The sequence below is a fragment of the Sphingomonas sp. genome (assembly GCF_025353885.1).
Classification (GTDB): domain Bacteria; phylum Pseudomonadota; class Alphaproteobacteria; order Sphingomonadales; family Sphingomonadaceae; genus Sphingomonas_O.
Window position 1 is genome coordinate 1 of sequence record NZ_JANXNX010000071.1, and the last position, 24,244, is coordinate 24,244.

Here is a 24,244-nt window from a genome sequence, read left to right on the forward strand (position 1 = left end):
GGCGGTGAGTTTGGCGGACAAGTTGGATAGCTTGGCTGGGTTTTATGCGATCGGTGAAAAGCCAACCGGCTCCAAAGACCCGTTTGCACTTCGGCGGGCAGCGCTTGGGATCGTAGCGCTTATTGAAAAGAACGGTCTTAGATATTCGGTTTCTGAAATTCTAAGGGTAGCTGATCGCCCATTCGCAGAAAGCGATGCCGGATCAAGCGCGTCATTCAATCAATTGCTCGATTTCACTATCGATCGCCTAAAAGTCCAACAACGCGAAGCCGGTGTTCGCCACGACCTTATCGATTCCATATTTGCCCTAGGAACCGAAGACGACCTCTTCCGCCTTCTCGCGCGCGTCAAAGCTCTGCAAGCCTTCATAACCACGGCAGAAGGCGCAAACCTACTCTCGGGCTATAAACGCGCGTCCAACATCCTGAAGAAAGAAACTTTCAGCACCGACGTAACGCTGCTGTCCTACACCCCCGAACCCGCCGAAAAGGCGCTCATCGACGCGCTCGATTCGGCGGAGCCTCTGGCGACCGCTGCCATCGCGCGCGAAGACTTCGAAGGCGCGATGTCGGCTCTTGCCAGCCTGCGCGGCCCCATCGATGCGTTCTTTGAATCCGTTACGGTCAATGACCCACAGCTCCAAAAGCGCGCCGCGCGACTTGCCCTGCTGGCGCGCATGCGCGACGCCGTCCACCGCGTCGCCGACTTTTCAAAGATTGACGGGTGATGGAAACTTTATTGCTCATCCACTGCGATTTCTGCGACTCTAAGCCCAGTAAGGACTTGCCATGACCCAATATGTTTATCGTTTCGGTGGCGGCATTTCAGAGGGCGGGCAGGACAAGACGCTGCTCGGCGGCAAGGGCGCCAACCTCGACGGGATGGCGTCGATCGGCCTGCCGGTCCCGCCCGGATTCACGATCTCGACGCCGATGTGCGAGCGATATTATGAGGAAGGGGAGGCATTTCCCGTCGAATTGAACCCGCAGGTCGCCGACGGCCTCGCTCATATCGAGGGTATCACCGGCAAGACGTTCGGCGACCCCGCCGATCCGCTGCTGGTCTCGGTCCGTTCCGGCGCGCGGGTTTCGATGCCCGGCATGATGGACACCGTCCTCAATCTGGGGCTGAACGACGTCACGGTGCAGGGCCTCGCCGCCGCCTCGGGCGACGCGCGTTTCGCCTGGGACAGCTATCGCCGCTTTATCCAGATGTATGCCGATGTCGTCCTCGGCCTGGACCATGGTGCGTTCGAGGAAGCGCTCGAAATCGCCAAGGAAGACAAGGGCTATTCGCTCGACACGCAATTGTCGGCGGAGGACTTGCAGGCGCTGGTCGCCGAATATCTGAAGCTGGTGTCCGAACTTTGGGGCAGGCCGTTCCCGCAGGATGTCCATGACCAGCTATGGGGTGCGGTCGGCGCGGTGTTCGGATCGTGGCAGTCAGAACGCGCCAAGGTCTATCGTCGCATCAACAATATTCCGCACGGCTGGGGCACTGCGGTCAACGTGCAGGCGATGGTGTTCGGCAACATGGGCGAAACCTCGGCCACCGGCGTGGCGTTCACGCGCGATCCGGCCAACGGGGAGCGCGCCTACTATGGCGAATACCTCATCAACGCGCAGGGTGAAGACGTCGTCGCCGGTATTCGCACCCCGCAATATCTGACCACCGCCGCGCGGGTCCGGGCCAATGCCAAGCCCCTGTCGATGCAGGAATCGATGCCCGAAGTGTATGCCGAACTGGCGCGCGTCTTCGACCTGCTCGAACTCCACTACCGCGACATGCAGGACATCGAATTCACGGTGGAGCGCGGCAAGCTCTGGATGCTCCAGACCCGCGCCGGAAAGCGGACCGCCCGCGCGGCGTTGAAAATCGCCGTCGACATGGCAGGCGAAGGACTGATCACGCAGGACGAAGCGGTGATGCGCGTCGAGCCTGGCGCGCTGGACCAGTTGCTCCACCCGACCCTCGATCCCAAAGCGCCGCGCGATGTGCTGGTAAAGGGTTTGCCAGCCTCGCCGGGTGCCGCGACCGGAGCCGCCGTGTTCGACAGCGACACCGCCGAACGCCTGGCGGCACTGGGTGAGCCGGTCATCCTCGTTCGCACCGAAACCTCGCCCGAGGACATCCACGGGATGCACGCGGCAAAGGGCATCCTGACCGCGCGTGGCGGCATGACCAGCCACGCCGCCGTCGTCGCCCGCGGCATGGGACGCCCTTGCGTGTCGGGCGCGGGTTCGCTTTCGATCGACGCCAAGGCAAAGGTCGCCAAGGTGGGCAGCCGCGAAGTCCGCGAGGGCGATGTCATCACGCTCGATGGTTCGTCGGGCGAAGTCATGATCGGCGCGGTCGCCACCGTGCAGCCCGAATTGTCGGGCGACTTCGGCACGCTGATGGTCTGGGCCGACGGCGCGCGCCGGATGAAGGTTCGCGCCAACGCCGAAACCCCCGCCGATGCGAAGGTCGCGCGCGACTTCGGGGCGGAGGGTGTCGGCCTGTGCCGCACCGAGCATATGTTTTTCGAAGCGAGCCGGATCACCGCCGTCCGCGAAATGATCCTTGCCGAGGATGAAGCTGGCAGGCGGGTTGCACTGGCGAAATTGCTCCCCGAACAGCGCGCAGACTTCCTCGGCATCTTCGAGGTGATGGCAGGGCTGCCGGTCACGATCCGCCTGCTCGATCCGCCGCTGCATGAATTCCTGCCAACCGCCGAAGCCGACTTTGAGGATGTCGCCAAGGCGGCGGGTGTCGCTGTCGAAGTGCTGAAACGTCGGACGGTCGAACTGCACGAATTCAACCCGATGCTCGGCCATCGCGGCTGCCGCCTCGGCGTAACCTACCCCGAAATATACGAGATGCAGGCCCGCGCCATCTTCGAGGCCGCATGCGACCTAGAGATCTCGCCGATCCCCGAAGTCATGGTCCCGCTCGTTGCCACAAAGCGGGAGCTGGAATTGATGAAGGACGTCATCGACCGCGCCGCAGAAGCCGTTTTTGCCGAACGCGGAAAGCGGATCGACTATATGGTCGGAACGATGATCGAGCTGCCACGCGCCGCCCTAATGGCCGGACAAATTGCCGAAGTCGGGCAATTTTTCAGCTTCGGCACCAATGATCTGACCCAGACGACGCTCGGTGTGTCGCGCGACGATGCCAGCCGGTTCCTGACAACCTATGTCGAAAAAGGCATCTACGCGATCGACCCGTTCGTCAGCCTCGACATTGAAGGTGTCGGCGAACTGATCGCGCTGGCAGCCGGGCGGGGCAGGGAGACGCGGCCTGATATCAAGCTGGGGATCTGTGGCGAACACGGTGGCGACCCGGCGAGCATCGCGTTCTGCGAAGGGGTCGGGCTCGACTATGTCAGCGCCTCCCCCTATCGCGTCCCGATTGCCCGCCTAGCTGCTGCTCAGGCTGCTCTGGCCACTAGATAGGGCGGTGTATGGTGCGGTCCTCGACAGGTGGAATGCGCGTGTCGCTGACCATGCCATGCTGCTGGAGATGCGCGTCATAGTCCCGGCGTAGCGCCAGATGACCGTCGCGTTCGTCTTCATAGGCGCGACGCCATTTGCCGCCGCCTGATCGGCTCATCAGTCCGAGCAGCCAGCCTGCCACCAGCACCAGGACCACGACAGCCCATTGGTTGGTCGTGAAAGGGGTCATCATGGTTCTCCTCCGTTATGAAAGGATAAACTGTCGATGACCCCGGTCGTTCCGCCGCGCCCGTAATGGGTTATTTCTGGATGAAGTTGTCCGAGATTGCGCAGGCTGCTGGTCCGAGAATGACGACGAACAACACTGGCAGGATGAACATGATCAGTGGAATGGTCATAATCGCAGGTAAGCGTGCCGCCTTTTCTTCAGCGCGCATCATGCGCTCGTTGCGGAACTCAGCGGAGAGCACCCGCAACGCGGAGGCCAGCGGCGTGCCGTATTTCTCGGTCTGGATCATCGTGGTCACGACGCCCTTCATGGCATCGAGCGGAACGCGGGATGCCAGATTGTCGAACGCCGCGCGACGGTCGGTCAGGAAACTCAGTTCGATCGCGGTCAATGCGAATTCATCACCCAGTTCGGGATAGGCGCGACCCAGTTCCTTGGCGACACGGCCGAAGGCTGCGTCGACGGTCAGGCCCGCTTCGGCGCAGATCACCAGCAGGTCGAGCGCGTCGGGCAATCCCTTGCGGATCGCGGCAGTGCGCTTGTTGACCAGGTTGTTCACATAAAGATCGGGGCCCTTGTAGCTCAGGATCAAGGCACCAGCGACAATCCCGTAGCGCTTCAGCGGGCTCCACAACGGAAATCCGCCAAGCGCATAGACATAGACGATCATGAAGCCACCAAAGACGATCGGCAGGACCATGCGCGCAAAAATCACCGCAATCGCCATGTCCTTCGAACGGATACCCGCCTGCATCAGCTTGACCTGGGCCGATTTCACCTGAGTGTCCTGCAGCACTTTCAATGACGAGAGGAACGACCGCATCCGGTCGGTCGTCTCGTTCTTTTGCGTCAGTTTTGCCCGGCGGCGCGATGTTGATGCGACGATGCCAGCCTTTAGCTGTTCACGCCGCTCGGTGAGCGCCTTGACGCGCTTCTGCATCGGGTCGCGGACGGTGGTCGCGGCATAGACGGCGAGTATCATCGCGAACGTGGCAACCGCGGCGAGGATCGTCGCCACCCAAAGGACGTCGATACCCATGAAGGTCACAGCGGGCATGGTCGGGTTCATCGCTTGGTGCCCTCGGTCAAATTTCGAAGCTGATCATTTTGGACATGATGAATGCGCCGATGCTCATCCACACGAGTCCACCGGCACCGATGGTCGTCAGTCGGGTGTCGGTAAAGAAGCCACCCATGTACATTGGGTTGATCGAATAGATCAGGCCGAAAACGATGAAGGGTAGCGCGCCGATGATATAGGCCGAAGCCTTTGATTCCGAAGACATTGCCCGGATCTTCAGCTTCATCTGGGCACGCGTGCGCAAAACGGTGGCAAGGTTCGACAGCGTCTCGGCCAGATTACCACCGGTCTCGCGCTGGATCGTCAGGCTGATGCAGAAGAATTGAAATTCGGGCGTGCCCAACCGGTCGGCGGTTTCCTGCATCGCCGCATCCATCGTCCGACCGATCTTGATCTTGTCGCTGACGTTGCGAAACTCGACGCCAACAGGACCAGGGACTTCCGATGCAACCACGCCCAGCGTTTCCGAAATCGGCAGGCCCGAACGCAATCCGCGAACGAGCAATTCGATGGCATCGGGAAATCGCTTGTTGAACAGGCCAACGCGCTTCTTGATTAGGTGGCCAACCGCAATGTGCGGAAATAGCAGTCCGCCAAACGCGCCGACGAACAGGCACAGGAATATCGGCATTCCCTTGATCTTCAGGAGCGTAGCGATGATTAGCATGATGACGACGCCAGCAGTCAGATATTTGCCCGGCGTCCAGTTCTTGCCGGTCATGTCCAGTCGCTTTTTCAACTGCGCCGGGTTTGGCAGCAGCCGGGTCGCGATACCGTCCATCTTGGTTGCACGGGTTGCTTGGATGCGACGCATCTGCGCCTCCACCACAGCCCCCGTTGAGTTGGTGTGGCGGTCGCGCATGTTGTTCAGCCGTCGAGCTTGAATTTTCTGGCCGTTCGGGCCCGAGAAGGCGAAAAAAACCAGCAGCAGTATCGCAAGCGCGCTGCCCGCAAACATCAGGAGCTGCAGGATATCCATGATTATGCGGCCTTTTGCTTGGACTTCTTGGGCAACATCGAGGTGATTCCGCTGATCTTGCCAAGCAGCGACGACTTCCGACTGGGTTTTCCGTCGGTTGTCGCAGCGGTCAGTGCCGCTTCCTCGACCGTCGCGATCAGGCGATTGGCAATCTCGAGCAGCACGGTTGCCAACCTGGTGCCCTTGCCCACCTCGGAAACCGTCTTGCCGAGCTTGGCCGCCTGCGTAGCGACCTTCATGTCGAGCGGCACGATATAGTCGAGCTTGCGTTCGATCGATGCCTCGAAATCCTTGCGGCTGATTTCGCCTGGCCCTGTCGTCGCAACCTTGTTTGCAACAACCAATATGCTCGATTGTGAGGCATTGGTCTTGAGCCATGACAAGATGCGAATGACGTCGCGGGCCGAAGCCAGCGTCAGTTCGGTGGTGATGACGGTCGCCTGAACGTCGCTCATCAAGTGCGGGTGCTGGACCAGCATGCCACGCGGCAGGTCGATGATCGTGCATTCGAACGCCGTGCGCAATTCTTCCTGAAGCTGGAAGAAGGCTGCACCGTCGGTCATCATCGGCTGGTTGATCGGTGCTTCGGCGGACAGCACGGCCAGCTTTTCATTGGCCTTTACCATCGCGCGTTCGATAAACAGTCCGTCGATGCGGCTTGGGTTTTCGATCGCATCGGTCAGCCCGCGCCCGGGTTCCAGGTCGAGCGTGAGCGCGCCGGTTCCGAAATGAACGTCCAGATCGAGCAATGCAGTCGAACGCTGGACCTTTTCACCCAGCAGCCAGGCGATTGAAGTCGCGACGGTCGAGGCACCGGCGCCGCCCCGGGCACCGATGACGGCGGCCATGACGTGCGGGCGTTCGGCGCTGGCATCGACCTGCTTGGGCGCATTGAAGACAGTCTGTGCGTGGGCAAAAGCTTCACGCAGTTGGTCGGCGCTGAATGGCTTCAGGAGATAATCCTGGATGCCGCTGGCTACCAGGTCGCGATAAAGGCGCACGTCGTTGACTTGGCCCGCCGCAATGACGACGGTGCCGGGTTCGCAAACTTCGGCCAGCGCGTTGATATCATTCAGCGGGTCGCCGCTTTCGGACAGGTCGACGAACAGAATTTGCGGGCTGGCCGAGACCGACAACGACTGGACAGCATTGCGCAGTCCACCCTTGTTGACCTTGTCGGGAGCCCAGCCGAGTTCAACGACAACCGGACGGATCTGCTCGGCTGTCAATTCGTCGCAGACGAACGCGGTAAACGGTTCGCGCAGGGCGCCGCCGTTACGCGCAGGAGACCAGGGTGCGTTCATCAGTTACCTCCGCCATTCTTGGTCGATTCTTTGGTCAGCCCGGCGGTCCCGGTCGTCGGTGCCAGGCGATAAGCCTTGATCGCCTTGGTCGAGGTCCAGGCATCAACGGTTTGTTCGCCATCGCGGCCAGCCAGTAGATCATGCGGATCGGCAACCATCGCGGCCAGGTTGGAATTGATGGCGCAACCGTAATTCGATGCCTGCTTGCCGGTGAACTGCGGTTGCGACAGGCGGCCGAAGTCCGGGCAATGCGGGACTGATGCCGTCATGCGGCTGACGATGACGCGAATGGCTCCGGGGGGAATGCTGCCCTCGGTGACCGGCGCGCGCTCTTCGACCAGCAGGCCATAGCGGGCGGTTACATTAGCCACCGCCTGGCGCGCGTAACGGTCGCCGTCGAGGGCATCGACCGAGATGCGGTCGCCGAACCGGAGCTTGATCGACTGGAACCAGCCGTCGAGCCGGTCGGCATCGCGCATGGCAAGCTGGTCGCTGCCAGGTGCGGATACGTCGAAGACATAGTCGGTGCGACTGACGACCGGCTGATGCACCGATTCCAGGCCACTGGTAGCGTCGGTCGCACAGGCCGATAGCGAGATACCGCAGGCAATGAGCGCGAGTACAGGAAGTTTACGCATGGTTTTCATCTCCGTATCTCGGGTCAATTGCCGCTGAAGCCGGGCGTGGGGGCAGCCTTGGCAGGAGCAGACCTGGTGGCAGCGGGACGTCGACTGCCGGTTGCGGCCTGCGGCGCGTAGGCCGATGGGCTGATCCCGCCCGTCGATGGTGCAGGAACCGTTACCGGTGGGGCCATCGTCGGTTTCGGGCGTTCGCCGCCCGACCGGCCGCTGAAGTCCTGGCCGAGCAGGAAATTCTGCAGGTCGGTCGGGTTTTTCAGTCCGTCCGTGGGCAGGTGAATGTCACCGGCCGAGACCGGCTTGACCAGATAAGGCGTCACGATGATCATTAGTTCGGTCTGGGCGCGACGATAGCTGGTTGAACGAAACAATGCTCCCAGGACCGGCACATCGCCCAGGCCCGGAGCCTTCTGGATCGAGTTGGCATTGTTATTCTGCAACAGGCCACCAATCATGAAGCTCTGACCCGAACCCAGCTCGACAGTGGTTTCCGTCCGGCGAGTCGTGATCGCCGGGACCGTGAAACCGTTCAAAGTGACCGATCCTTCGGTCGACAGCTGCGAAACTTCGGGACGGACGCGCATCGAAATGCGGCCATCGGCAAGAACCGTTGGCGTGAACGACAGGCTTACGCCGTATTGCTTATATTCGATCGTAACCTGGCCGAGCGTTTGTGAGACCGGGATCGGAAACTCGCCGCCTGCAAGAAAGCTGGCAGTTTCGCCCGACACTGCGGTCAGATTGGGTTCGGCGAGCATCGTGACGAGGCCATCGGTTTCGGCAAGATCGATTGCGGTGCCGACGTCAACGCCGAAAAGTTTCCCCAGGAAACCAAGTGACGTTGTGCCCGCGCCAAGGCCGAGCTTGGCGAAATCCCCAACGGTGCCGCCTTGTGTAATGAACCGACCCGTCACCGGATCGAATGGCAGCTTCAGCGAACCGGCAGGCAGGCCGTATAGCGACGATGCGTCCAACTGGGGCAGGGCGGTAGTGCTGGCGTTGCCGATCGTGCCAAACCCACGGCCCTGGGCAATACCGACGTTGAAGCCGCCCGTCGTGTCGCGTGTGATCAGGTTGACGCCGATCTGCTTGGCCAGCGAGCGGCTGACTTCGGCGATCTTGACCTGCAGATTGACCTGCAGCGGGGTTGCGGTGCGCAGTCGGCTGACGACCTCGACCTTGTCACCCAGGAAAGCCTTGACCAGACGCTCGGCCTCGGCCCCGTCTTCCGGCGCGGCCACAACGCCGGTGAGCAGCACGAGGCCGTTCATTGAGGTCGCGCGGATCGAGCCATCGGGCATCGCCAGCCGCAACATCTGATCGAGCGAATTCGCATTTTCGCCAACCCGGATGTTGGCGGAGAAAACGACGATACCTGCCTTGTTCTTGGCATAGACACTGGCCTCGCCCGCGGTCTTGCCAAAGATGTGAATCTGGCGGGCCGAACTGACATAAACGTCGGCGACACCTGCGTTCGACGTCCATACGTCGCTGACGCTAGCGGGAAGATTGTAGAGCTCGCCGCGACCGACTGACAGGACGATTTCACGCGAAGGACGCTGGGCACCCTGTGGCAGCGAGACCGATGCTGTCCGGACACCGCGCTTGGGAGCGGCAACCGATGGTGCCGAAGTCGCAAAGACGGCGGCAAGAGTCACGATTGAACTGGCGACGCGACACTGGCGAATGAAGAACTTGCGATCCATCTTAATTTCCTCCTACCGGCGCGTCAGTCACGGTATTGCCGCGGGCGACGTGGACCACTGGCCCAACCGGTTTGTCAAAATTGCTCCCCGAGCTCGTCGTTGGCGCGGGACTTGGCAAAGAGGGGGCCTGCGTCGGCACGGTCTTGCGCTGGAAGCGCGAGACGTCGGCACCGGTGACGTATGTGGAATTGGTATCGATCGGACGGGAGGCGATCTCGACCAAGAAGCGCTTGTCCTTCGGGTCGGTCCCGGCGGGCACCCTGACGGCACCCGACGCAATCGCGGCATCCAGGTCGGACGTGTTGTCGGCAATCGACCGCAACGAAAGCGAAACCTGACCGATGCTTTGTGCAACCTGGATTTTCTCGCCGATGCGTGGCGTGACTTCCAAAGTGACGGTGGCGAACGTCTTGACTTCCTTTTTGCCCTTGTCGTCTTCGGGGACGGTGCGCTGGTCGGTTGCGAGAACGCGGATATTACGGACGAAAGTTTCCGAAGCGCGCAAAGGTGGTCCGCCCGAGCCGCTGCCGCTCCCGCCATCAACTGTCTGCGTAAGCACCAGGTCGACCCGATCGCCCGGGAAGACAAAACCCGCGACGCCCGCCGATGCCGATACCGACACCGTCACAGCGCGCATGCCGGGTCCGAGTGCTGCCGCCAGGAAGCCGCGGTCGCCGGGTCGAACGGTCGACCCTTGCGTTAGTGGCTGGCCCGCCGAGATCTGGGCGCGAACGACTGTGCCGGTGAGCGAGTTGGCATCGGCAGTGCCCTTCAGGTAATAGGCGTTCTGGATCAGATCCTTCGGCCAGGGCTGAAAGCGGAAACTGTCCGGCTCGATGATCGTGCCGATCGGTAGGGCCCGTGTCGCGACCAGAACCTCGGGTCCGGTCGATACGACCGTCACCGCTTGCGCCACAGGAGCAGTACCGCGCCCGAACATGTTTTTCGCCATGACTGCGGTAATCGCTGCGATAAGCAGGGCTCCGACGAGTAGAGCGATCTTTTTAGGTTCCATGTCGGGCAACGCCTCCTTGCGTTGTGCGGGTGTTCGAGCCTCGTTATTCGAGGAAAATGGTTAAGATATCGTTTGGGAGATTTCCCAGAGGGCGGCGAAGGCGATTGCAATTCCATAAGGAATTTCAGGACGTCCTTCCGACTTCTGAATCTTGTGGCGGATCAGCATTGCGACCGTGAGCAAGCCGCCGAGGATCGCCATCACTGTCAGCAGATTGAAAAACTGGATCGGCGTGAACCACAATGCCAGCGCCGTGATCATCTTGACGTCCCCGCCGCCCATCGCACCGAGCGCGAACATCCCCGCAAAGATCGCAAAGGTGATCACCGCCTGCGCGAATACGATGGCGACGTCGGGCCACAGGTCATAACCGTTCAACAGCCACCAGAGCGGCGCCCCGACTGCTATGGCAAGGTTTAGCCAGTTCGAGATCGTGCGTGTGCGCCAGTCGCCGATTGCCGCAATGACCAGCACGACTGCCAGCGCGGTCAGCAAAATGATATGAAGTGTGCCCATTCATTAACCCTCTAGACGGAGGGCGTTGCCAAACCGTAACCGTCGCCGATGATTTTCGATCGCCGCCGGATTCCCGCTGACGCCAGCATCACAATGACACCGGGCAGGGACGGCTGGCCGCTTCGGACCTATTTTCAGCCCGCGCGGGGAACGGTGTGCGGATCGATCCTCTGGCTCGGCGGTCGGGGTGATATATTCGAAAAATATCTTGAGAGCTTCGATGCGTGGACGCAAGCCGGTCGCTCGGTCACCAGCTTCGACTGGCGCGGGCAGGGGGGATCGGGGCGCCTTGGCATCAATCCCCGCATCGGGCACGTCGACGACTTCGCGACCTGGATCGACGACCTCGCCGCGTTCTACGACGACTGGCGGCTGCGCACCCCGGGTCCGCATTTTGTCTTCGGCCATTCGATGGGCGGACACCTGCTCCTGCGCGCACTTTCCGAACGGTGTATCGATCCCGTTGCCGCTGTGTTGTCGGCACCGATGCTTGGTTTCGAAAGTGGTCCAATACCATTCGCCATGGCTGCCGCGATGGCGAGGCTGCTTGCCCGTGTCACGACAAGTCGGAACGCCGCCTGGAAAAGCAATGAGAAGCCCTCGCTACCCGGTGCATCGCGGCAGGACTATCTGACGCATGACCCGGATCGCTATGCTGATGAACTGTGGTGGAAACAGCAAAACCCGGAGCTTGTCCTGGGACCGCCAAGCTGGTCATGGCTTGCCGCCGCCTTCCGCTCGATTGCTGGATTGCGACAACCCGACGCTGTCGAGCACATTGCGGTGCCGATCCTCATCCTGGGCACAGACGGCGACCAGCTCGTTAGCCCAAGCGCAATCAGGGCATTCGCCGCGCGGCTGACCGATGCGAAGCTCGTCATGCTGGGCAAGGATGCCGCGCATGAGATACTCCGCGAACGCGACGGCCCACGCAATTGCATGCTGGCCGCAATCGCCGAATTCCTGGACGGTCGCACGTGAAATATGATTTCGCCGTGATCGGAGCCGGAATCGCCGGTGCCAGCCTGGCTGCCGAACTCGCGCCGCACGGTTCGGTCGTCCTGCTGGAGGCGGAGGCGCACGCCGGATATCATTCGACCAGCCGGTCGGCGGCGCTGTGGCATGAAACGCTGGGCGGACCCCTGATCCAGCCGCTTACGACGGCATCGTTTCCAGCACTGAACGACGGTGGCTTTTTGAAGGCACGTGGTTCGCTCAGTGTTGCCGATGTCGAGCATCTTGATTTGCTCGATCAAATGGCTGGCGACTTTGCCGGCACCGTGGCGCTCCAGCCAATGACTCGCGAGGAGATCCGCGTGCGGGTGCCGCGCGCCAGGCCGGTCCTTGCCGCCGGGCTGCTGGAACCAAGCTGTGCCGATATCGATGTCGCCGCGCTTCATGCCGCCGTGCTCGGCGGCTTTCACCGGGCGGGCGGCATTTTGGAAACCGACTTTCGGGTCGATGCCGTCACGACGTGGGCAAAGGGCTGGCGCATCGCTGCCGGCGCACGATCGATCGAGGCGGAGATCGTCGTGAACGCCGCCGGAGCATGGGCCGACGTTATCGCCGGGCTCGCGGGAGCGCGGCCGCTCAGCCTGATGCCATGCCGCCGCACGATTGCCCAGGTCCGGGTCGATGGCAGCGATGTGCCCGCCGACCTGCCAATGGTAACCGACATTGCCGGCTCCTATTACTTCAAGGCGGAGGGCCCCGATCGCCTGTGGCTGTGTCCGCAGGACGAAACGCTCGTCGAACCGGGCGATGCGGCACCCGAAGAGATCGATGTCGCAATCGCCATCGATCGTTTCGAACGCGTAACAGAATGGAAGGTGTTGGCGGTTGAACGCAAATGGGCCGGGCTGCGCACCTTCGCACCCGACCGGCTGCCAATTTACGGATTCGACCGGAGCGTTCCCGGACTTTTCTGGTGCGCGGGACAGGGCGGCGTGGGCATCCAGACATCTCCGGCGGCAGCGCGGCTATGCGCGAAGCTGCTCCTCGGGGTTCCCTCGGAGATCGACCCGACCCCATTTTCACCGAGACGGTCGGCAATTAGTATTGGCGTCGGTACTGAAACGGGTTAGCCTTTGCCCCGACGTTCTGAACAACTCTGAGACGGAGACAAACATGGCACACAAGTTCGTGATCGAGCAGAACAAGGCTGGTGAGTATGTCGCCAAGTTCAAGTATAATGCGGAAACGATTTTCTGGACCGAAGGCTATGCATCGAAAGCCGGTGCCAAGAATGCCATTGAATCGATGAAGAAAAACGGTCCGGTCGCTGAAACCGAGGACTGATCCCTAGCTTCGCGATGCGTCGATAGCGGCGTCGCTCGCCAATTTATCGGCGCGCTCATTGTCAGCGTGACCCGCATGGCCTTTGACCCAGATCCATTCGATCCGGTGGGGCTTTGTAGCGGCCAGCAACGACTGCCAGAGTTCGGCATTCTTGACCGGCTTGCGGTCAGCGGTTCGCCAGCCGTTTTTCTGCCAGCCGTGAATCCATTTGGTCAGGCCGTCCATGACATAGCGGCTGTCGGTCGAAAGCCTGACCCGACACGGCTGCGTTAAGGCGTTGAGTGCCTCGATCGCCGCTGTCATTTCCATGCGGTTGTTCGTGGTCAGCCTCTCTCCGCCAGCAAGTTCGCGCTCGCGCTGGCCCGACCGAATGATTGCGCCCCAGCCACCAGGGCCCGGATTGCCCTTGCAAGCGCCATCGGTGGCAATCTCGACGTTCGGCATTTCGGCAGCGGTCGGAACAATCTTATCAGTCATGACCGGCGTAATGGTCGAGACGTCGCAGGAAAGCGAGCGGGTCCTTGCGCGTTACCAGCGCATCTGCGGGCGTATTCAGCCAGTCCCATGCCCGCGTCAGCATGAACCGTAGGCAGGCACCCCGCGCCAACGCCGGGAAGGCGGCGCGTTCGGCGTCCGACAGTCCAAAAACTGCCTCGTATCCGTCGATGATCGCATCGCCGATCTCGGCTTGGTAGTCAGTCCCGTCGTCGCCAAAACTCCAAGCGGCGTGGGTAACGGCAACGTCCCAGGCGCGCACTTCGGTGCAGGCGAAATAGAAATCGATAAGCCCGCCGACCTCGTTCCCGCGCATCAGTACGTTGTCGGGGAACAAGTCGGCATGAACGACCGCGCTGGGCAGGTGCGTCGGCCAGGCACTATCGAGCCAGTCGAGTTCGGCCTGCACCCGCGCGCCGAGGGCGGGCGCGATGCGATTCAGATCGTCACCACATCTGGCGGCCAGTTCATGCCATCCGACAGGCCCCATCGTATTGGGCCGCTGCGGCGTAAAATCGGCCAGGGCCGCGTGCATCTGTCCCAATGCCGCACCGGTCGCGCGCGCCTGGACCGGTGTTGGATGGCTGACGGAGACCCCTGTAAGGAATTCAATCAGGCAGCCGGGGCGTCCGGCAACCCGTTGCAGTTGCGCGCCTTCGCGGTCGCGGATGGCGCGCGGTACGGGCAACCCCTTGTCCGCCAGATGATCGAGGAGCGCGAAGAAAAATGGCAGGTCCGCGGCATCCACCCGCTTTTCATACAAGGTCAGGATGAACCGCGCGCCATCGTTGCCGCCGCTTGTGTCGATCAGGAAATTGCTGTTCTCGACACCCTCGGCAATGCCCTTGGCAGACCCCAGCGTGCCGACATCGTAACGCAGCAGCAACGCTGTCATTTCCTCGGCGGAGACATGCGTGTAAACCGCCATTCAGGCGGCGAGACCGCGCGGCAGTTTGAACTCGATCGTCTCGACGGCGGCTTCGACAACCGATTCGGTGATCGCAAAGCGCTCGGACAGCTTGGCAACAACCTCCCGAACAAGGATTTCCGGGGCAGACGCGCCCGCCGTGAGCCCCAGCGATCGGGGCGTGCCAAGCCAGGCAAAGTCGATATCGGCCGCCCGCTCGATCAGGCGCGCCGGCACGCCGTTCCGTTCGGCGACCTCCACCAGGCGCAGCGAATTTGACGAATTCGGCGCGCCGATCACCAGCATGATGTCACACTGGCCCGACATGCGCTTGACGGCCTCCTGCCGGTTCGAAGTTGCGTAACAAATGTCTTCGCCGCGCGGGGCGTGGACTTGGGGGAAGCGCGCCTTCAGGGCAGCGACGATCTGGGCCGTGTCATCGACCGAAAGTGTCGTTTGGGTCAGGAATGCCAGTTGCGTCGCATCGGTGACGGCAAGCGCGGCGACGTCGTCGAGCGTTTCGACGAGCGTCATCTGTCCATCGGGAACCTGACCGAAAGTGCCGATCACTTCGGGATGGCCCCGGTGTCCGATGAACAGGATATGCTTGCCCGATGCGACCAGGCGTTCTGCTTGCCGGTGAACCTTCGATACCAGCGGGCAGGTGGCGTCGAAATACTCCAGCCCCCGTGCGTCGGCATCGGCAGGAACCGATTTCGGGACACCATGCGCTGAAAAAACGACAGGTGCACCGTCAGGAACCTCGTCCAGTTCCTCGACAAAGATCGCACCCTTGGCCTTCAGGCTCTCAACGACGTAGCGATTATGGACGATTTCGTGACGGACATAGATCGGGCTCCCGTATTTTTCGATGGCCAATTCCACGATCCTGATGGCCCGATCGACCCCGGCGCAGAAACCGCGGGGCGCAGCGATGATGAGTTCGAGGGCAGGAAGCGTCATGATGCCGCCGCCATACGCGATTGCTTGCGCACGCGAAACCCGGTTCCTATGAGGGGGGTATCGATATCCGAAGTTCCACGACCCCGGTCCAAAGGTGTGCGTTTCCTTGACGAAAAATCTGGCTTCCGTTGGCATTATCACCGCTCTCGCCCTCCTTGGCGCATGCGCCAAGACTGGTGAAATCGATTCTTCCGGCGGGATTACGGCCGCGCGGTCGGCTTGCCCAGCCGTTGCAATCCCCGCCAGCACGGGTGATGTCACACTGTTCAATCCGGTTAACAGCCGCGACGCCCGCGCGATCGACGTTGTCGCCAGCATCACCAATTTGCGCGACACCTGCGCCGATGTCGGCAGCGACGTATCCGCCGCCGCCACGTTCGAAGTGCAGGCGCGCCGGACAAGTTCGGTTGGTGCCCGCGATGTTGTGCTGCCCTATTTCGTCACCATCGTGCGCGGCGGTGATACCGTCGTGGCCAAGCGTTTAAGCCGCGTCGCGCTGCACTTCAACGAAGGACAACTCCGCACCACAGCCTCGGCAACGGGCGGTGCGCTGATCGATCGCGCGTCGGCGACACTGCCCCAGGATGTTCAGGACAAGCTGCAGCGCAAGCGCAAGGCCGCCGACGCCGATGCCTCAATCGACCCGCTGTCGCAGCCGGATGTGCGTGCGGCCGTGGCGCGGGTGAGCTTTGAAGCGCTGATCGGGTTTCAGCTGACCCCCGAACAGCTCCAGTACAACGTCACGCGCTAAAGGCGGTTGACGCGAATCGAACGGGCAAGCATTGCTTGCCCTGTCGTCCAAAGGGAAACCTTTGGGTGGCCGTGCGGGAGAGTGGCCGACCGTTGACCCGGTGCAGTCACGCCGAAGGAGCAACCACCCCGGAATCTCTCAGGCACCCGGACCGCGCGGACCAAGACAACTCTGGAAAGCGTTCCTGTAACAAGCAGGGACCACCGAAGGTGTAAGCTGGTTCGCCAGCGAAAGCTCTCAGGTTTCCGTGACAGAGGGGGTCGATGAAGTGGCTGGAAGGCCGCGCATTGGCCGTCCATCCGTCCCGTGGAGACCAGCCGTTGAGCGAAGATTACGAAATCCCGATCGAACCGCTCCCGCTCGACGCCTGGCATCGGGCAAGGGGTGCGCGCATGGTCGAGTTCGCGGGCTACCACATGCCGATCCAGTATGAAGGCATCATCGCCGAACATCTGTGGACGCGTGAGAATGCCGGGCTGTTTGATGTCAGCCACATGGGGCAATTGCTAATTTCCGGAGACGGTGCGGCAGCGGCACTGGAGGCCATCCTGCCGAGCGACATCATCGGGCTTGCGACTAACAAGATGCGCTATTCGCTGCTGTTGGATCAGGACGGCGGGATCCTCGACGACTTGATGGTCAGTACACGCGAAGAGGGTATCTACTTGGTGGTCAACGGCGCGGTAAAGCACGAGGACATCGGCCACCTCCGCGAATTCCTGCCCGACGAAATCACCATGAACCACATGGAAGACCATGCCCTGCTGGCGTTGCAGGGGCCCACAGCCGTTGATGCCCTGTCGCGGGTTGTTCCGGGCGTTGAAAACCTGTTCTTCATGGACTGCGGCGTCTTTGGTGATTTGTGGATCAGCCGTTCGGGCTACACCGGCGAGGACGGTTTCGAAATATCGGTTCCTGCCGACCGAGTCGAAGCGCTCGCCACCGAACTTTGCGACCAGCCCGAGGTGAAGCCGATTGGTTTAGGTGCGCGCGACTCGCTTCGGCTGGAGGCGGGCCTGCCGCTCTATGGCCACGATCTCGATCCCGCCACCGATCCCGTCAGTGCGGGCCTGACGTTCGCTATCCAGAAGCGCCGCCGTGAACAGGGCGGTTTTCCGGGTGCTGAAACTATCCGCCGGCACCTGTCCGAAGGTGCGCCGACCAAGCGGGTCGGCCTGGACGTCGCCGGTCGCCAATCCGCCCGCGAAGGGGCCGATATCTACGCCGGGGACACGCTCGTCGGAAAGGTCACCTCAGGCGGATTTTCGCCCAGCCTGCAATACCCGATTGCAATGGGTTATGTCAGCGCGGCCCTCTCAGAACCCGGCACGCAGCTCGAAATCGACGTCCGCGGCAAGCGCCTGTCGGCCACCGTCGCACCGATGCCGTTTGTACCCCACCGCTACCACCGCAAGGAAGTCCGCAAATGAACCGATATTTCACGACCGACCATGAATGGATCGACGTCGCCGCCGATGGCGAAACTGCGACGGTCGGCATCACCGACTATGCCCAGGGACAGCTTGGCGACATTGTGTTCGTCGAGGTTCCGGCTTCTGGAACGCGCATCGACAAGGGCGGCGAGGCTGCGGTTGTTGAATCGGTGAAGGCGGCATCGGATGTTTATGCACCTGTCTCGGGCACCATCAGCGAAGGCAATCCCGCGCTTGAGGGCGATCCGTCATTGGTCAACAGCGCTGCGGAGACAGACGGTTGGTTCTTCACCATCGTTCTGAACGACACGAGCGAACTGGACGGTTTGATGGACGAAGCCGCTTACAAAGCCTTTGTCGCGGGACTTTAATTCATGCGCTACCTGCCCCTAACCGTCTCCGACCGGAGCGCGATGCTCGCCACCATCGGCGCATCGACTATCGACGACCTGTTCATCGATGTCCCCGAGTCCGCGCGCCTTGCCGGACCGATGGCGGGTCTGCCTCTTCACGCGCCCGAACTCGCGGTTGATCGCCACCTGTCCGCATTGGCGCGCAAGAACCGTGCAGCAGGCGACGGCCCGTTCTTCCTCGGCTGCGGCGCGTACAAGCACCACGTTCCCGCGAGCGTCGATCATCTGATCCAGCGCGGCGAGTTCCTGACCGCTTACACTCCGTACCAGCCCGAAATCGCGCAAGGCACGTTGCAGGTCTTGTTCGAATTCCAGACACAGGTCGCCCGTCTGTTCGGCACCGACGTCGCTAACGCATCGATGTACGACGGCTCGACTGCTTGCTGGGAAGCCATTGTTATGGCGCGCCGTATCACGAAACGCGGCAAGGCGATCCTGTCCTCCGGCCTCCACCCCCATTATGTGAGCGTTGCGCAGACGATGGCGCGTTTCACCGGCGATGTGCTCGACACCGCGGTTCCTGCGCTGGTCGCCGAAACCGACACTGCCCGCCTGATCGACCTGATCGACGCCGAAACATCATGCGTCGTCGTCCAATACCCTGACATTCTCGGCCGGATCGACGATCTTTCAGCTCTGGTAGAAAAAGCGCACGTTAACGGCGCGTTGCTGATCGCCGTTGTGACCGAACCCGTCGCGTTGGGCGCGATCACTTCACCTGGAGAGATGGGCGCTGACATCGTCGTCGGTGAAGGCCAGTCGCTTGGCGTCGGCCTGCAATTCGGTGGCCCCTATGTCGGTCTGTTCGGCTGCAAGGACAAATACGTCCGCCAGATGCCCGGTCGCCTGTGTGGAGAGACCGTCGATGCTGAGGGCAAACGCGGCTTCGTCCTGACCCTGTCGACGCGCGAACAGCATATCCGCCGTGAGAAGGCGACGTCAAATATCTGTACGAACTCAGGGCTTTGCGCGCTGGCGTTCTCGATCCACATGACCCTGCTCGGTGAACGCGGCTTGCGTGAATTGGCGGCTCTGAACCATGAACTTGCCTGCATCGCCGCCGACCGGCTGGCGCAAATCCCCGGCGTTCGCGTGGTCAATGACAGCTTCTTCAACGAATTCACCATCGCATTGCCACAGGAAGCCCGCCCCATCGTCCGCGCGCTGGCCGATGCCGGAGTCCTGGCCGGTGTCTCACTCGGTCGCCTTTATCCGGGGGTCGAAAGCCTGAAGAACGGGCTTGTCGTCGCTGTCACCGAAACAACCACGGTCGAGGATATTGAAGCCCTTGCCACCGCCCTGACAGGAGCGCTCGCATGAATATCAACCAGAGCGGCTGGCGTCCCGAGACGCCGATGTCGGACACAAGCGAAGCCACCCAAACCTTCACCGGCAACCGCGCGTTAATGCTCGACGAAGCCTTGATCTTCGAGATCGGCGATCAACACACGACCGGCGTGGATTTTTCAGAGCGAGCAGGAGAATATCGATCCCGCCTCGGCACCCTCGCACGCAAAACTCCCATCAACCTCCCCGGCCTGTCCGAACCGGAAACCATCCGTCATTACACCCGCCTGTCGCGCCAGAATTACGGCATCGACCTCGGTTTTTTCCCGCTCGGTAGCTGCACGATGAAGCACAACCCGCGCCTGAACGAAAAAATGGCGCGGCTCCCGGGTTTTGCCGACATCCACCCGTTGCAGCCGGTCGATACCGTGCAGGGCGCGCTCGAACTAATCGACCAGCTTGCCCATTGGCTGAAGACGCTGACCGGCATGCCTGCCGTCGCCATGTCGCCAAAGGCGGGCGCGCACGGTGAACTTTGCGGCATTCTCGCGATCCGTGCCGCCCTCGAAGCCCGCGGCGACGCGCGGTCAGTCGTCCTGGTGCCCACCAGCGCGCACGGCACCAACCCCGCGACCGCCGCCTTTGCCGGTTACGCGGTCGAGGATATCCCGGCGAACCCCGATGGCCGCGTCGATGCGGCAGCCCTGAAAGCGCGCCTCGGCTCCGACGTCGCCTGTGTGATGATCACTAACCCGAATACCTGCGGGCTGTTCGAACGCGAATTGAAGGACATTGCCGACGCCGTCCACGCGGCGGGCGCGTTCGTTTATTGCGACGGCGCGAACTTCAACGCCATCGTCGGTCGCGTGCGGCCCGGCGACCTCGGCGTCGATGCCATGCACATCAACCTGCACAAGACATTCTCAACGCCCCACGGCGGCGGTGGTCCGGGTTCGGGTCCGGTGGTCTTCTCCGCCGCGCTCGCCCCCTACGCGCCGCTGCCGTTCGTCGATAAGGAGGGCGACCAGTTCGTTCTGGTCGAAGAGGAAACCGCTGGCGACCACCACGCCGGATCGTTCGGTCGCATGGTCGCCTTCCACGGCCAGATGGGCATGTTTACCCGCGCACTGACCTATATCCTCAGCCACGGCGCGGACGGGTTGCGCCAGGTCGCGGAGGACGCGGTGCTGAACGCGAACTATATTCTCCGCAGCCTGGAGGGGACGCTCGACGCGCCGTTCGCACATACCGGACCGTGTATGCACGAGGCAATCTTCTCGGACAGCGGTATGGCCGATGGCTTCAACACCATCGACATTGCCAAGGGCCTGATCGACGAAGGCTTCCATCCGATGACGGTCTATTTCCCGCTCGTCGTCCACGGGGCGATGCTGATCGAACCGACCGAAACCGAATCCAAAGCCGCGCTCGACCAGTTCATCGGCGCGCTGCGTTCGGTCGCCGAACGGGCGAGGGCAGGGGACCCGACGTTGAAGACGGCTCCGCACTTCGCGCCACGGCGGCGACTGGACGAGACGCTGGCGGCAAGGAAGCCGGTGCTGGTTTGGAAGGAGGCAACGGTAAGTTAGGAATGCACTGTTAATCTGACATCATGTCTCGCAACTACCCTAAATTCACACAGGCTCAGCGTGAACGAGGGCCATATTTTCAGGGGCAGAGAACCCTCAGCACGTCGTCAACAGGATTTGCAGTTGTCGTCTTCTTGCTCGCAGGTGTCACGTTCAGTGGAATTTTCTTTAGCGACAGAGTTCCCGGATTGAATACATCAGCCGTACAATTTTCGCGAAGCTTCGATAGAGATCATGCTCCATTGCCTGGTGCATCGTATTCAGGTTGTAACGACGCTCGTGCGGACGGAGTTGCACCGATTTATTCCGATGAGCCTGGCTACCGCTCGGATATGGATGGCGATGGGGATGGTATCGCGTGTGAACCTCATCGCTGATTGGACGGTCATTGTCGGCCCACCTAGCCGCAGCCCCAGAATCAAGGCAAAGCACCCGTCTGATGGGGAAATTATGACTATCCAATCCGACCGCTGGATCCGCGAGCAGGCCACCACCAACGGCATGATCGAGCCGTTTACGGAGAGCCAGCGCCGCGACGGCTGCATTTCCTATGGCCTGTCGTCCTATGGCTATGACGCGCGCGTGGCCGATGAGTTCAAGATTTTTACCAACGTCGATTCGGCGATCGTGGACCCGAAGAACTTCGATCCGGTGAGCTTCGTCGATCGAAAGACCGACGTCTGCATCATCCCGCCGAACAGTTTTGTCCTCGCCCGCACCGTCGAATATTTCCGCGTGCCCCGCGACGTGCTCGTCATCTGCCTCGGCAAATCGACCTATGCGCGTTGTGGCATCATTGTGAACGTGACCCCGCTGGAACCGGAGTGGGAGGGTCATGTTACTCTCGAATTCTCCAACACCACGCCGCTCCCCGCCAAGATCTACGCCAACGAAGGCGCGTGCCAGTTCCTGTTCCTGAAGGGGAATGAGCCCTGCGAAGTCAGCTATGCCGACCGTGCGGGCAAATATATGGGCCAGCGCGGGGTGACGCTTCCCAAAGTCTAGCGTTTCCGGCCTCCCTTATGCGGTATCCCCTTGGGCCGCCCACGGTGCATCGTCGTAATCCGCCCCTTCTGCTGCCGCGGCGCGGACCCACCCTCCGGCAACTCGAACCGCAAAGCCCCGCTGATCGGATTAGCCTCCGCAAGCCGCAGTTGCAGCTTCATTCCCGGCGCATATTTCACGCCCGAAACATCGCCCTCCAGCGTCTTCGCGCCCTCGTCGAACCGGAAATAATCATTCCCCAGCGTCGACACCGGCACCAGCCCATCGCCGCCGATCCCGTCGACAGTCGCGAAAAACCCGAAGTTCGACACGCCCGTTATCCGCGCGTCGACGACCTCGCCGATCCGCGTCGACAGATGGGCGGCAACGTACCGATCCACCGTCTCACGCTCGGCCAGCATGGCCCGCCGCTCGGCCTGGCTGATCGCCTCCCCCAGCACGGTCATCCGCTGCGCCTCGTCTTCGGTCAGCCCGCCGTCGCCCAGGCCGAAACTGTGCACCAGCCCGCGATGCACGATCAGGTCGGCATAGCGCCGGATCGGTGAGGTGAAATGCGCGTAGCTGCCCAGTGACAGGCCGAAATGCCCATGATTGTCCGGCCCGTAATAAGCCTGCGTCTGCGTCCGCAGCACCTGCTCCATGATCTGCGGGCGCTGCTCCGGGTCGGTTACGCGCTCCAGCAATCGGTTGAACACCGCCGGCGTCACGACCTGACCAAGCGCAAAACTCACCCCGAACGTCGCGAGATAATCCTTCAGCGCGACCAGTTTCTCACGGCCCGGAACCTCATGCACGCGGTACATCACGGGCGACTTCTTGGCTTCCAGCGCCTTGGCTGCCGCGACATTGGCCGCGATCATGAAATCCTCGATCAGCCGGTGCGCGTCCAGCCTGTCGCGCACCGCGATGCTGACGATCTGGCCCTTTTCATCGAGCACCACGCGTCGTTCCGGCAGGTCGAGCGCCAAAGGCTCGCGCTCGTCGCGCGCCTTGGCCAACAAGCCCCAAGCCGACCACAGATGTTGCAGATGTTCGGGCGCGTCGCCCCCGTCGATGGCAGCCTGCGCGTCCTCATAGGCAATGTTCGCTGCCACCCGGATCACGGCCCGCGTAAACCGCCACGCGGTCACCTTGCCCTTGGCATCGATCGTTAAATGACACGCGAGCGCGGCGCGATCCTGCCCCTGTTTCAGCGAACAAATATCCGCCGACAGTTCTTCGGGAAGCATCGGCACGACGCGGTCGGGGAAGTACACACTGTTCCCGCGTTTTTTCGCCTCACGGTCGAGCAACGATCCGGGCCGAACGTAAAACGACACATCAGCGATCGCGACGATCGCGTCGTAGCCGCCCTTGTCATTCGGGGCCGCCCACACCGCATCGTCGTGGTCGCGCGCATCGGCCGGATCGATGGCCACGATCGGCAGGTCGCGCAGATCCTCGCGGTCGCCGAGCTTGGTCTTCGACACCCGGTGCGCCTCTGCCAGCATATCATCGGTGAAATGATCGGGGATGCCATGTTTGTGGATCGCGATGAGGCTGAATGCCTTGGGCGCAAACGGATCGCCCAGAATTTCCGACACCCGCGCCACGATCTTCGGTGGACGGCCGCCCTTTTCACACAGTACCAGATCACCATCGACCGCATCGCCGATGTCCGAAATCAGGGTGTCGTTGCGCTCGCGCTTGTCGACGGGTTTCAGATAATACCGGTCACCCTCCTTGCGGACAACGCCGAGCAGCATCTCCTCCGACTTGGCGAGCTTTTTCATCGGATGCACGACATGGCCCCCGCCGCGTTCTTCGGTGCGCCCGAGAAAGCGATCGCCAATCGCCATCGCGCCCGCCTTGCTCCGCTCGATCACCCGCACGCGCGGGGGGACCACGCCATCGGCCTGCCAGTTTTCGGGCACCGACAGGACGGTATCGCCGTCTATGTCGACGACGCGAAACACCGTGACCTTCGGCAATCCGCCCATTTTATGGAAAGCCCGCCCCGGTGCGCTGTCGATCAGACCCTCGTCCGCCATGTCTTTCAACAAGGCTTTCAGAGCGATTTTCTCCGAGCCTTTCAGCCCGAAAGCGCGAGCTATCTCGCGCTTGCCCGCTGCTGTTTCGGTTGTGGTGATGAAATTCAAAATCTGGTCGCGCGTGGGCAGGCCGGGCTCGATGGGTTTGTGCATCGGGTTACGATAGGG

Annotated in this window: 24 protein-coding genes and 1 riboswitch; of the genes, 12 read left to right on the plus strand and 12 right to left on the minus strand. The window is 61.8% G+C overall.

Annotated features, from left to right (window positions below; translation table 11 throughout):
- Both Q0R02_RS07890 and ppdK read left to right on the plus strand, forming a co-directional pair.
- On the plus strand, positions 1–727 hold a 727-nt coding region (locus Q0R02_RS07890), incomplete at its 5' end, for a glycine--tRNA ligase subunit beta (protein ID WP_293882195.1).
- Positions 728–788: 61 nt separating this feature from the next.
- A complete protein-coding gene (gene ppdK / locus Q0R02_RS07895) occupies positions 789–3,437 on the plus strand; it encodes a pyruvate, phosphate dikinase (RefSeq protein WP_293882196.1) in 2,649 nt (882 codons plus the stop codon).
- Here ppdK and Q0R02_RS07900 read toward each other — a convergent pair.
- From Q0R02_RS07900 to Q0R02_RS07935, 8 genes are all read right to left on the minus strand, one after another.
- A complete protein-coding gene (locus tag Q0R02_RS07900; RefSeq protein ID WP_293882197.1) occupies positions 3,430–3,669 on the minus strand; it encodes a hypothetical protein in 240 nt (79 codons plus the stop codon). The genes ppdK and Q0R02_RS07900 overlap by 8 nt on opposite strands.
- A 67-nt stretch (positions 3,670–3,736) precedes the next feature.
- Positions 3,737–4,735: a type II secretion system F family protein gene (locus Q0R02_RS07905; protein WP_293882198.1), complete on the minus strand. Its 999-nt coding sequence runs from the start codon at positions 4,733–4,735 to the stop codon at positions 3,737–3,739.
- Positions 4,736–4,751: 16 nt separating this feature from the next.
- Entirely contained in the window at positions 4,752–5,726 is a 975-nt protein-coding gene (locus Q0R02_RS07910) for a type II secretion system F family protein (protein ID WP_293882199.1), read from the minus strand.
- Positions 5,727–5,728: 2 nt separating this feature from the next.
- On the minus strand, positions 5,729–7,030 hold the full coding sequence (locus Q0R02_RS07915) for a pilus assembly protein CpaE (RefSeq protein WP_293882200.1): 1,302 nt from the start codon (positions 7,028–7,030) through the stop codon (positions 5,729–5,731).
- Entirely contained in the window at positions 7,030–7,668 is a 639-nt protein-coding gene (locus Q0R02_RS07920; protein ID WP_293882201.1) for a CpaD family pilus assembly protein, read from the minus strand. Before Q0R02_RS07920 ends, Q0R02_RS07915 begins: the two co-directional genes overlap by 1 nt.
- A gap of 23 nt (positions 7,669–7,691) precedes the next feature.
- On the minus strand, positions 7,692–9,374 hold the full coding sequence (locus Q0R02_RS07925; RefSeq protein ID WP_293882202.1) for a type II and III secretion system protein family protein: 1,683 nt from the start codon (positions 9,372–9,374) through the stop codon (positions 7,692–7,694).
- A 1-nt stretch (position 9,375) separates the two neighbouring features.
- On the minus strand, positions 9,376–10,389 hold the full coding sequence (gene cpaB, locus Q0R02_RS07930) for a Flp pilus assembly protein CpaB (protein WP_293882204.1): 1,014 nt from the start codon (positions 10,387–10,389) through the stop codon (positions 9,376–9,378).
- 60 nt (positions 10,390–10,449) lie between these two features.
- The gene (locus Q0R02_RS07935) at positions 10,450–10,905 is read right to left on the minus strand and encodes a prepilin peptidase (protein ID WP_293882206.1); all 456 of its coding nucleotides are present in this window, start codon (positions 10,903–10,905) and stop codon (positions 10,450–10,452) included.
- Positions 10,906–10,953: 48 nt separating this feature from the next.
- Here Q0R02_RS07935 and Q0R02_RS07940 point away from each other — a divergent pair, with 48 nt between their 5' ends.
- Genes Q0R02_RS07940 through Q0R02_RS07950 form a run of 3 tightly spaced genes read left to right on the plus strand, consistent with a single transcriptional unit; the run spans position 10,954 to position 13,203 of the window.
- The gene (locus Q0R02_RS07940) at positions 10,954–11,886 is read left to right on the plus strand and encodes an alpha/beta fold hydrolase (RefSeq protein WP_293882207.1); all 933 of its coding nucleotides are present in this window, start codon (positions 10,954–10,956) and stop codon (positions 11,884–11,886) included.
- The gene (locus Q0R02_RS07945) at positions 11,883–12,989 is read left to right on the plus strand and encodes an FAD-binding oxidoreductase (RefSeq protein ID WP_293882208.1); all 1,107 of its coding nucleotides are present in this window, start codon (positions 11,883–11,885) and stop codon (positions 12,987–12,989) included. Before Q0R02_RS07940 ends, Q0R02_RS07945 begins: the two co-directional genes overlap by 4 nt.
- Before the next feature lie 43 nt (positions 12,990–13,032).
- Entirely contained in the window at positions 13,033–13,203 is a 171-nt protein-coding gene (locus Q0R02_RS07950; RefSeq protein WP_293882209.1) for a DUF1508 domain-containing protein, read from the plus strand.
- A gap of 3 nt (positions 13,204–13,206) precedes the next feature.
- On the opposite strand, the gene rnhA is transcribed toward Q0R02_RS07950, so the two are convergent.
- Genes rnhA through ispH form a run of 3 tightly spaced genes read right to left on the minus strand, consistent with a single transcriptional unit; the run spans position 13,207 to position 15,568 of the window.
- Positions 13,207–13,680, minus strand: a complete 474-nt coding sequence (rnhA, locus tag Q0R02_RS07955) for a ribonuclease HI (protein ID WP_293882210.1) — start codon at positions 13,678–13,680, stop codon at positions 13,207–13,209.
- The gene (gene thrB, locus Q0R02_RS07960) at positions 13,673–14,626 is read right to left on the minus strand and encodes a homoserine kinase (RefSeq protein ID WP_293882212.1); all 954 of its coding nucleotides are present in this window, start codon (positions 14,624–14,626) and stop codon (positions 13,673–13,675) included. Before thrB ends, rnhA begins: the two co-directional genes overlap by 8 nt.
- Entirely contained in the window at positions 14,627–15,568 is a 942-nt protein-coding gene (gene ispH, locus Q0R02_RS07965) for a 4-hydroxy-3-methylbut-2-enyl diphosphate reductase (protein ID WP_293882214.1), read from the minus strand. It abuts the gene before it with no gap.
- A 106-nt stretch (positions 15,569–15,674) separates the two neighbouring features.
- On the opposite strand from ispH, the gene Q0R02_RS07970 reads away from it, so the two are divergent.
- The 7 genes from Q0R02_RS07970 (at position 15,675) to dcd (ending at position 22,046) form a co-directional block, all read left to right on the plus strand.
- The gene (locus tag Q0R02_RS07970; RefSeq protein WP_293882216.1) at positions 15,675–16,319 is read left to right on the plus strand and encodes a hypothetical protein; all 645 of its coding nucleotides are present in this window, start codon (positions 15,675–15,677) and stop codon (positions 16,317–16,319) included.
- 64 nt (positions 16,320–16,383) lie between these two features.
- A riboswitch (glycine riboswitch) is annotated at positions 16,384–16,483 on the plus strand.
- Positions 16,484–16,582: 99 nt separating this feature from the next.
- Positions 16,583–17,749: a glycine cleavage system aminomethyltransferase GcvT gene (gene gcvT / locus Q0R02_RS07975; RefSeq protein WP_293882218.1), complete on the plus strand. Its 1,167-nt coding sequence runs from the start codon at positions 16,583–16,585 to the stop codon at positions 17,747–17,749.
- A complete protein-coding gene (gene gcvH, locus Q0R02_RS07980) occupies positions 17,746–18,123 on the plus strand; it encodes a glycine cleavage system protein GcvH (protein ID WP_293882220.1) in 378 nt (125 codons plus the stop codon). Before gcvT ends, gcvH begins: the two co-directional genes overlap by 4 nt.
- 3 nt (positions 18,124–18,126) lie before the next feature.
- On the plus strand, positions 18,127–19,485 hold the full coding sequence (gcvPA, locus tag Q0R02_RS07985) for an aminomethyl-transferring glycine dehydrogenase subunit GcvPA (RefSeq protein WP_293882222.1): 1,359 nt from the start codon (positions 18,127–18,129) through the stop codon (positions 19,483–19,485).
- The gene (gcvPB, locus tag Q0R02_RS07990; protein ID WP_293882224.1) at positions 19,482–21,041 is read left to right on the plus strand and encodes an aminomethyl-transferring glycine dehydrogenase subunit GcvPB; all 1,560 of its coding nucleotides are present in this window, start codon (positions 19,482–19,484) and stop codon (positions 21,039–21,041) included. The genes gcvPA and gcvPB overlap by 4 nt, the downstream gene beginning before the upstream one ends.
- Positions 21,042–21,064: 23 nt before the next feature.
- A complete protein-coding gene (locus Q0R02_RS07995; protein WP_293882226.1) occupies positions 21,065–21,418 on the plus strand; it encodes an excalibur calcium-binding domain-containing protein in 354 nt (117 codons plus the stop codon).
- A gap of 73 nt (positions 21,419–21,491) precedes the next feature.
- Entirely contained in the window at positions 21,492–22,046 is a 555-nt protein-coding gene (gene dcd / locus Q0R02_RS08000; RefSeq protein ID WP_293882228.1) for a dCTP deaminase, read from the plus strand.
- Here the strand turns inward: dcd and rnr are convergent.
- Positions 22,043–24,229: a ribonuclease R gene (rnr, locus tag Q0R02_RS08005; RefSeq protein WP_293882230.1), complete on the minus strand. Its 2,187-nt coding sequence runs from the start codon at positions 24,227–24,229 to the stop codon at positions 22,043–22,045. The two genes, dcd and rnr, sit on opposite strands and share 4 nt — an antisense overlap.
- Positions 24,230–24,244: the final 15 nt, after the last annotated feature.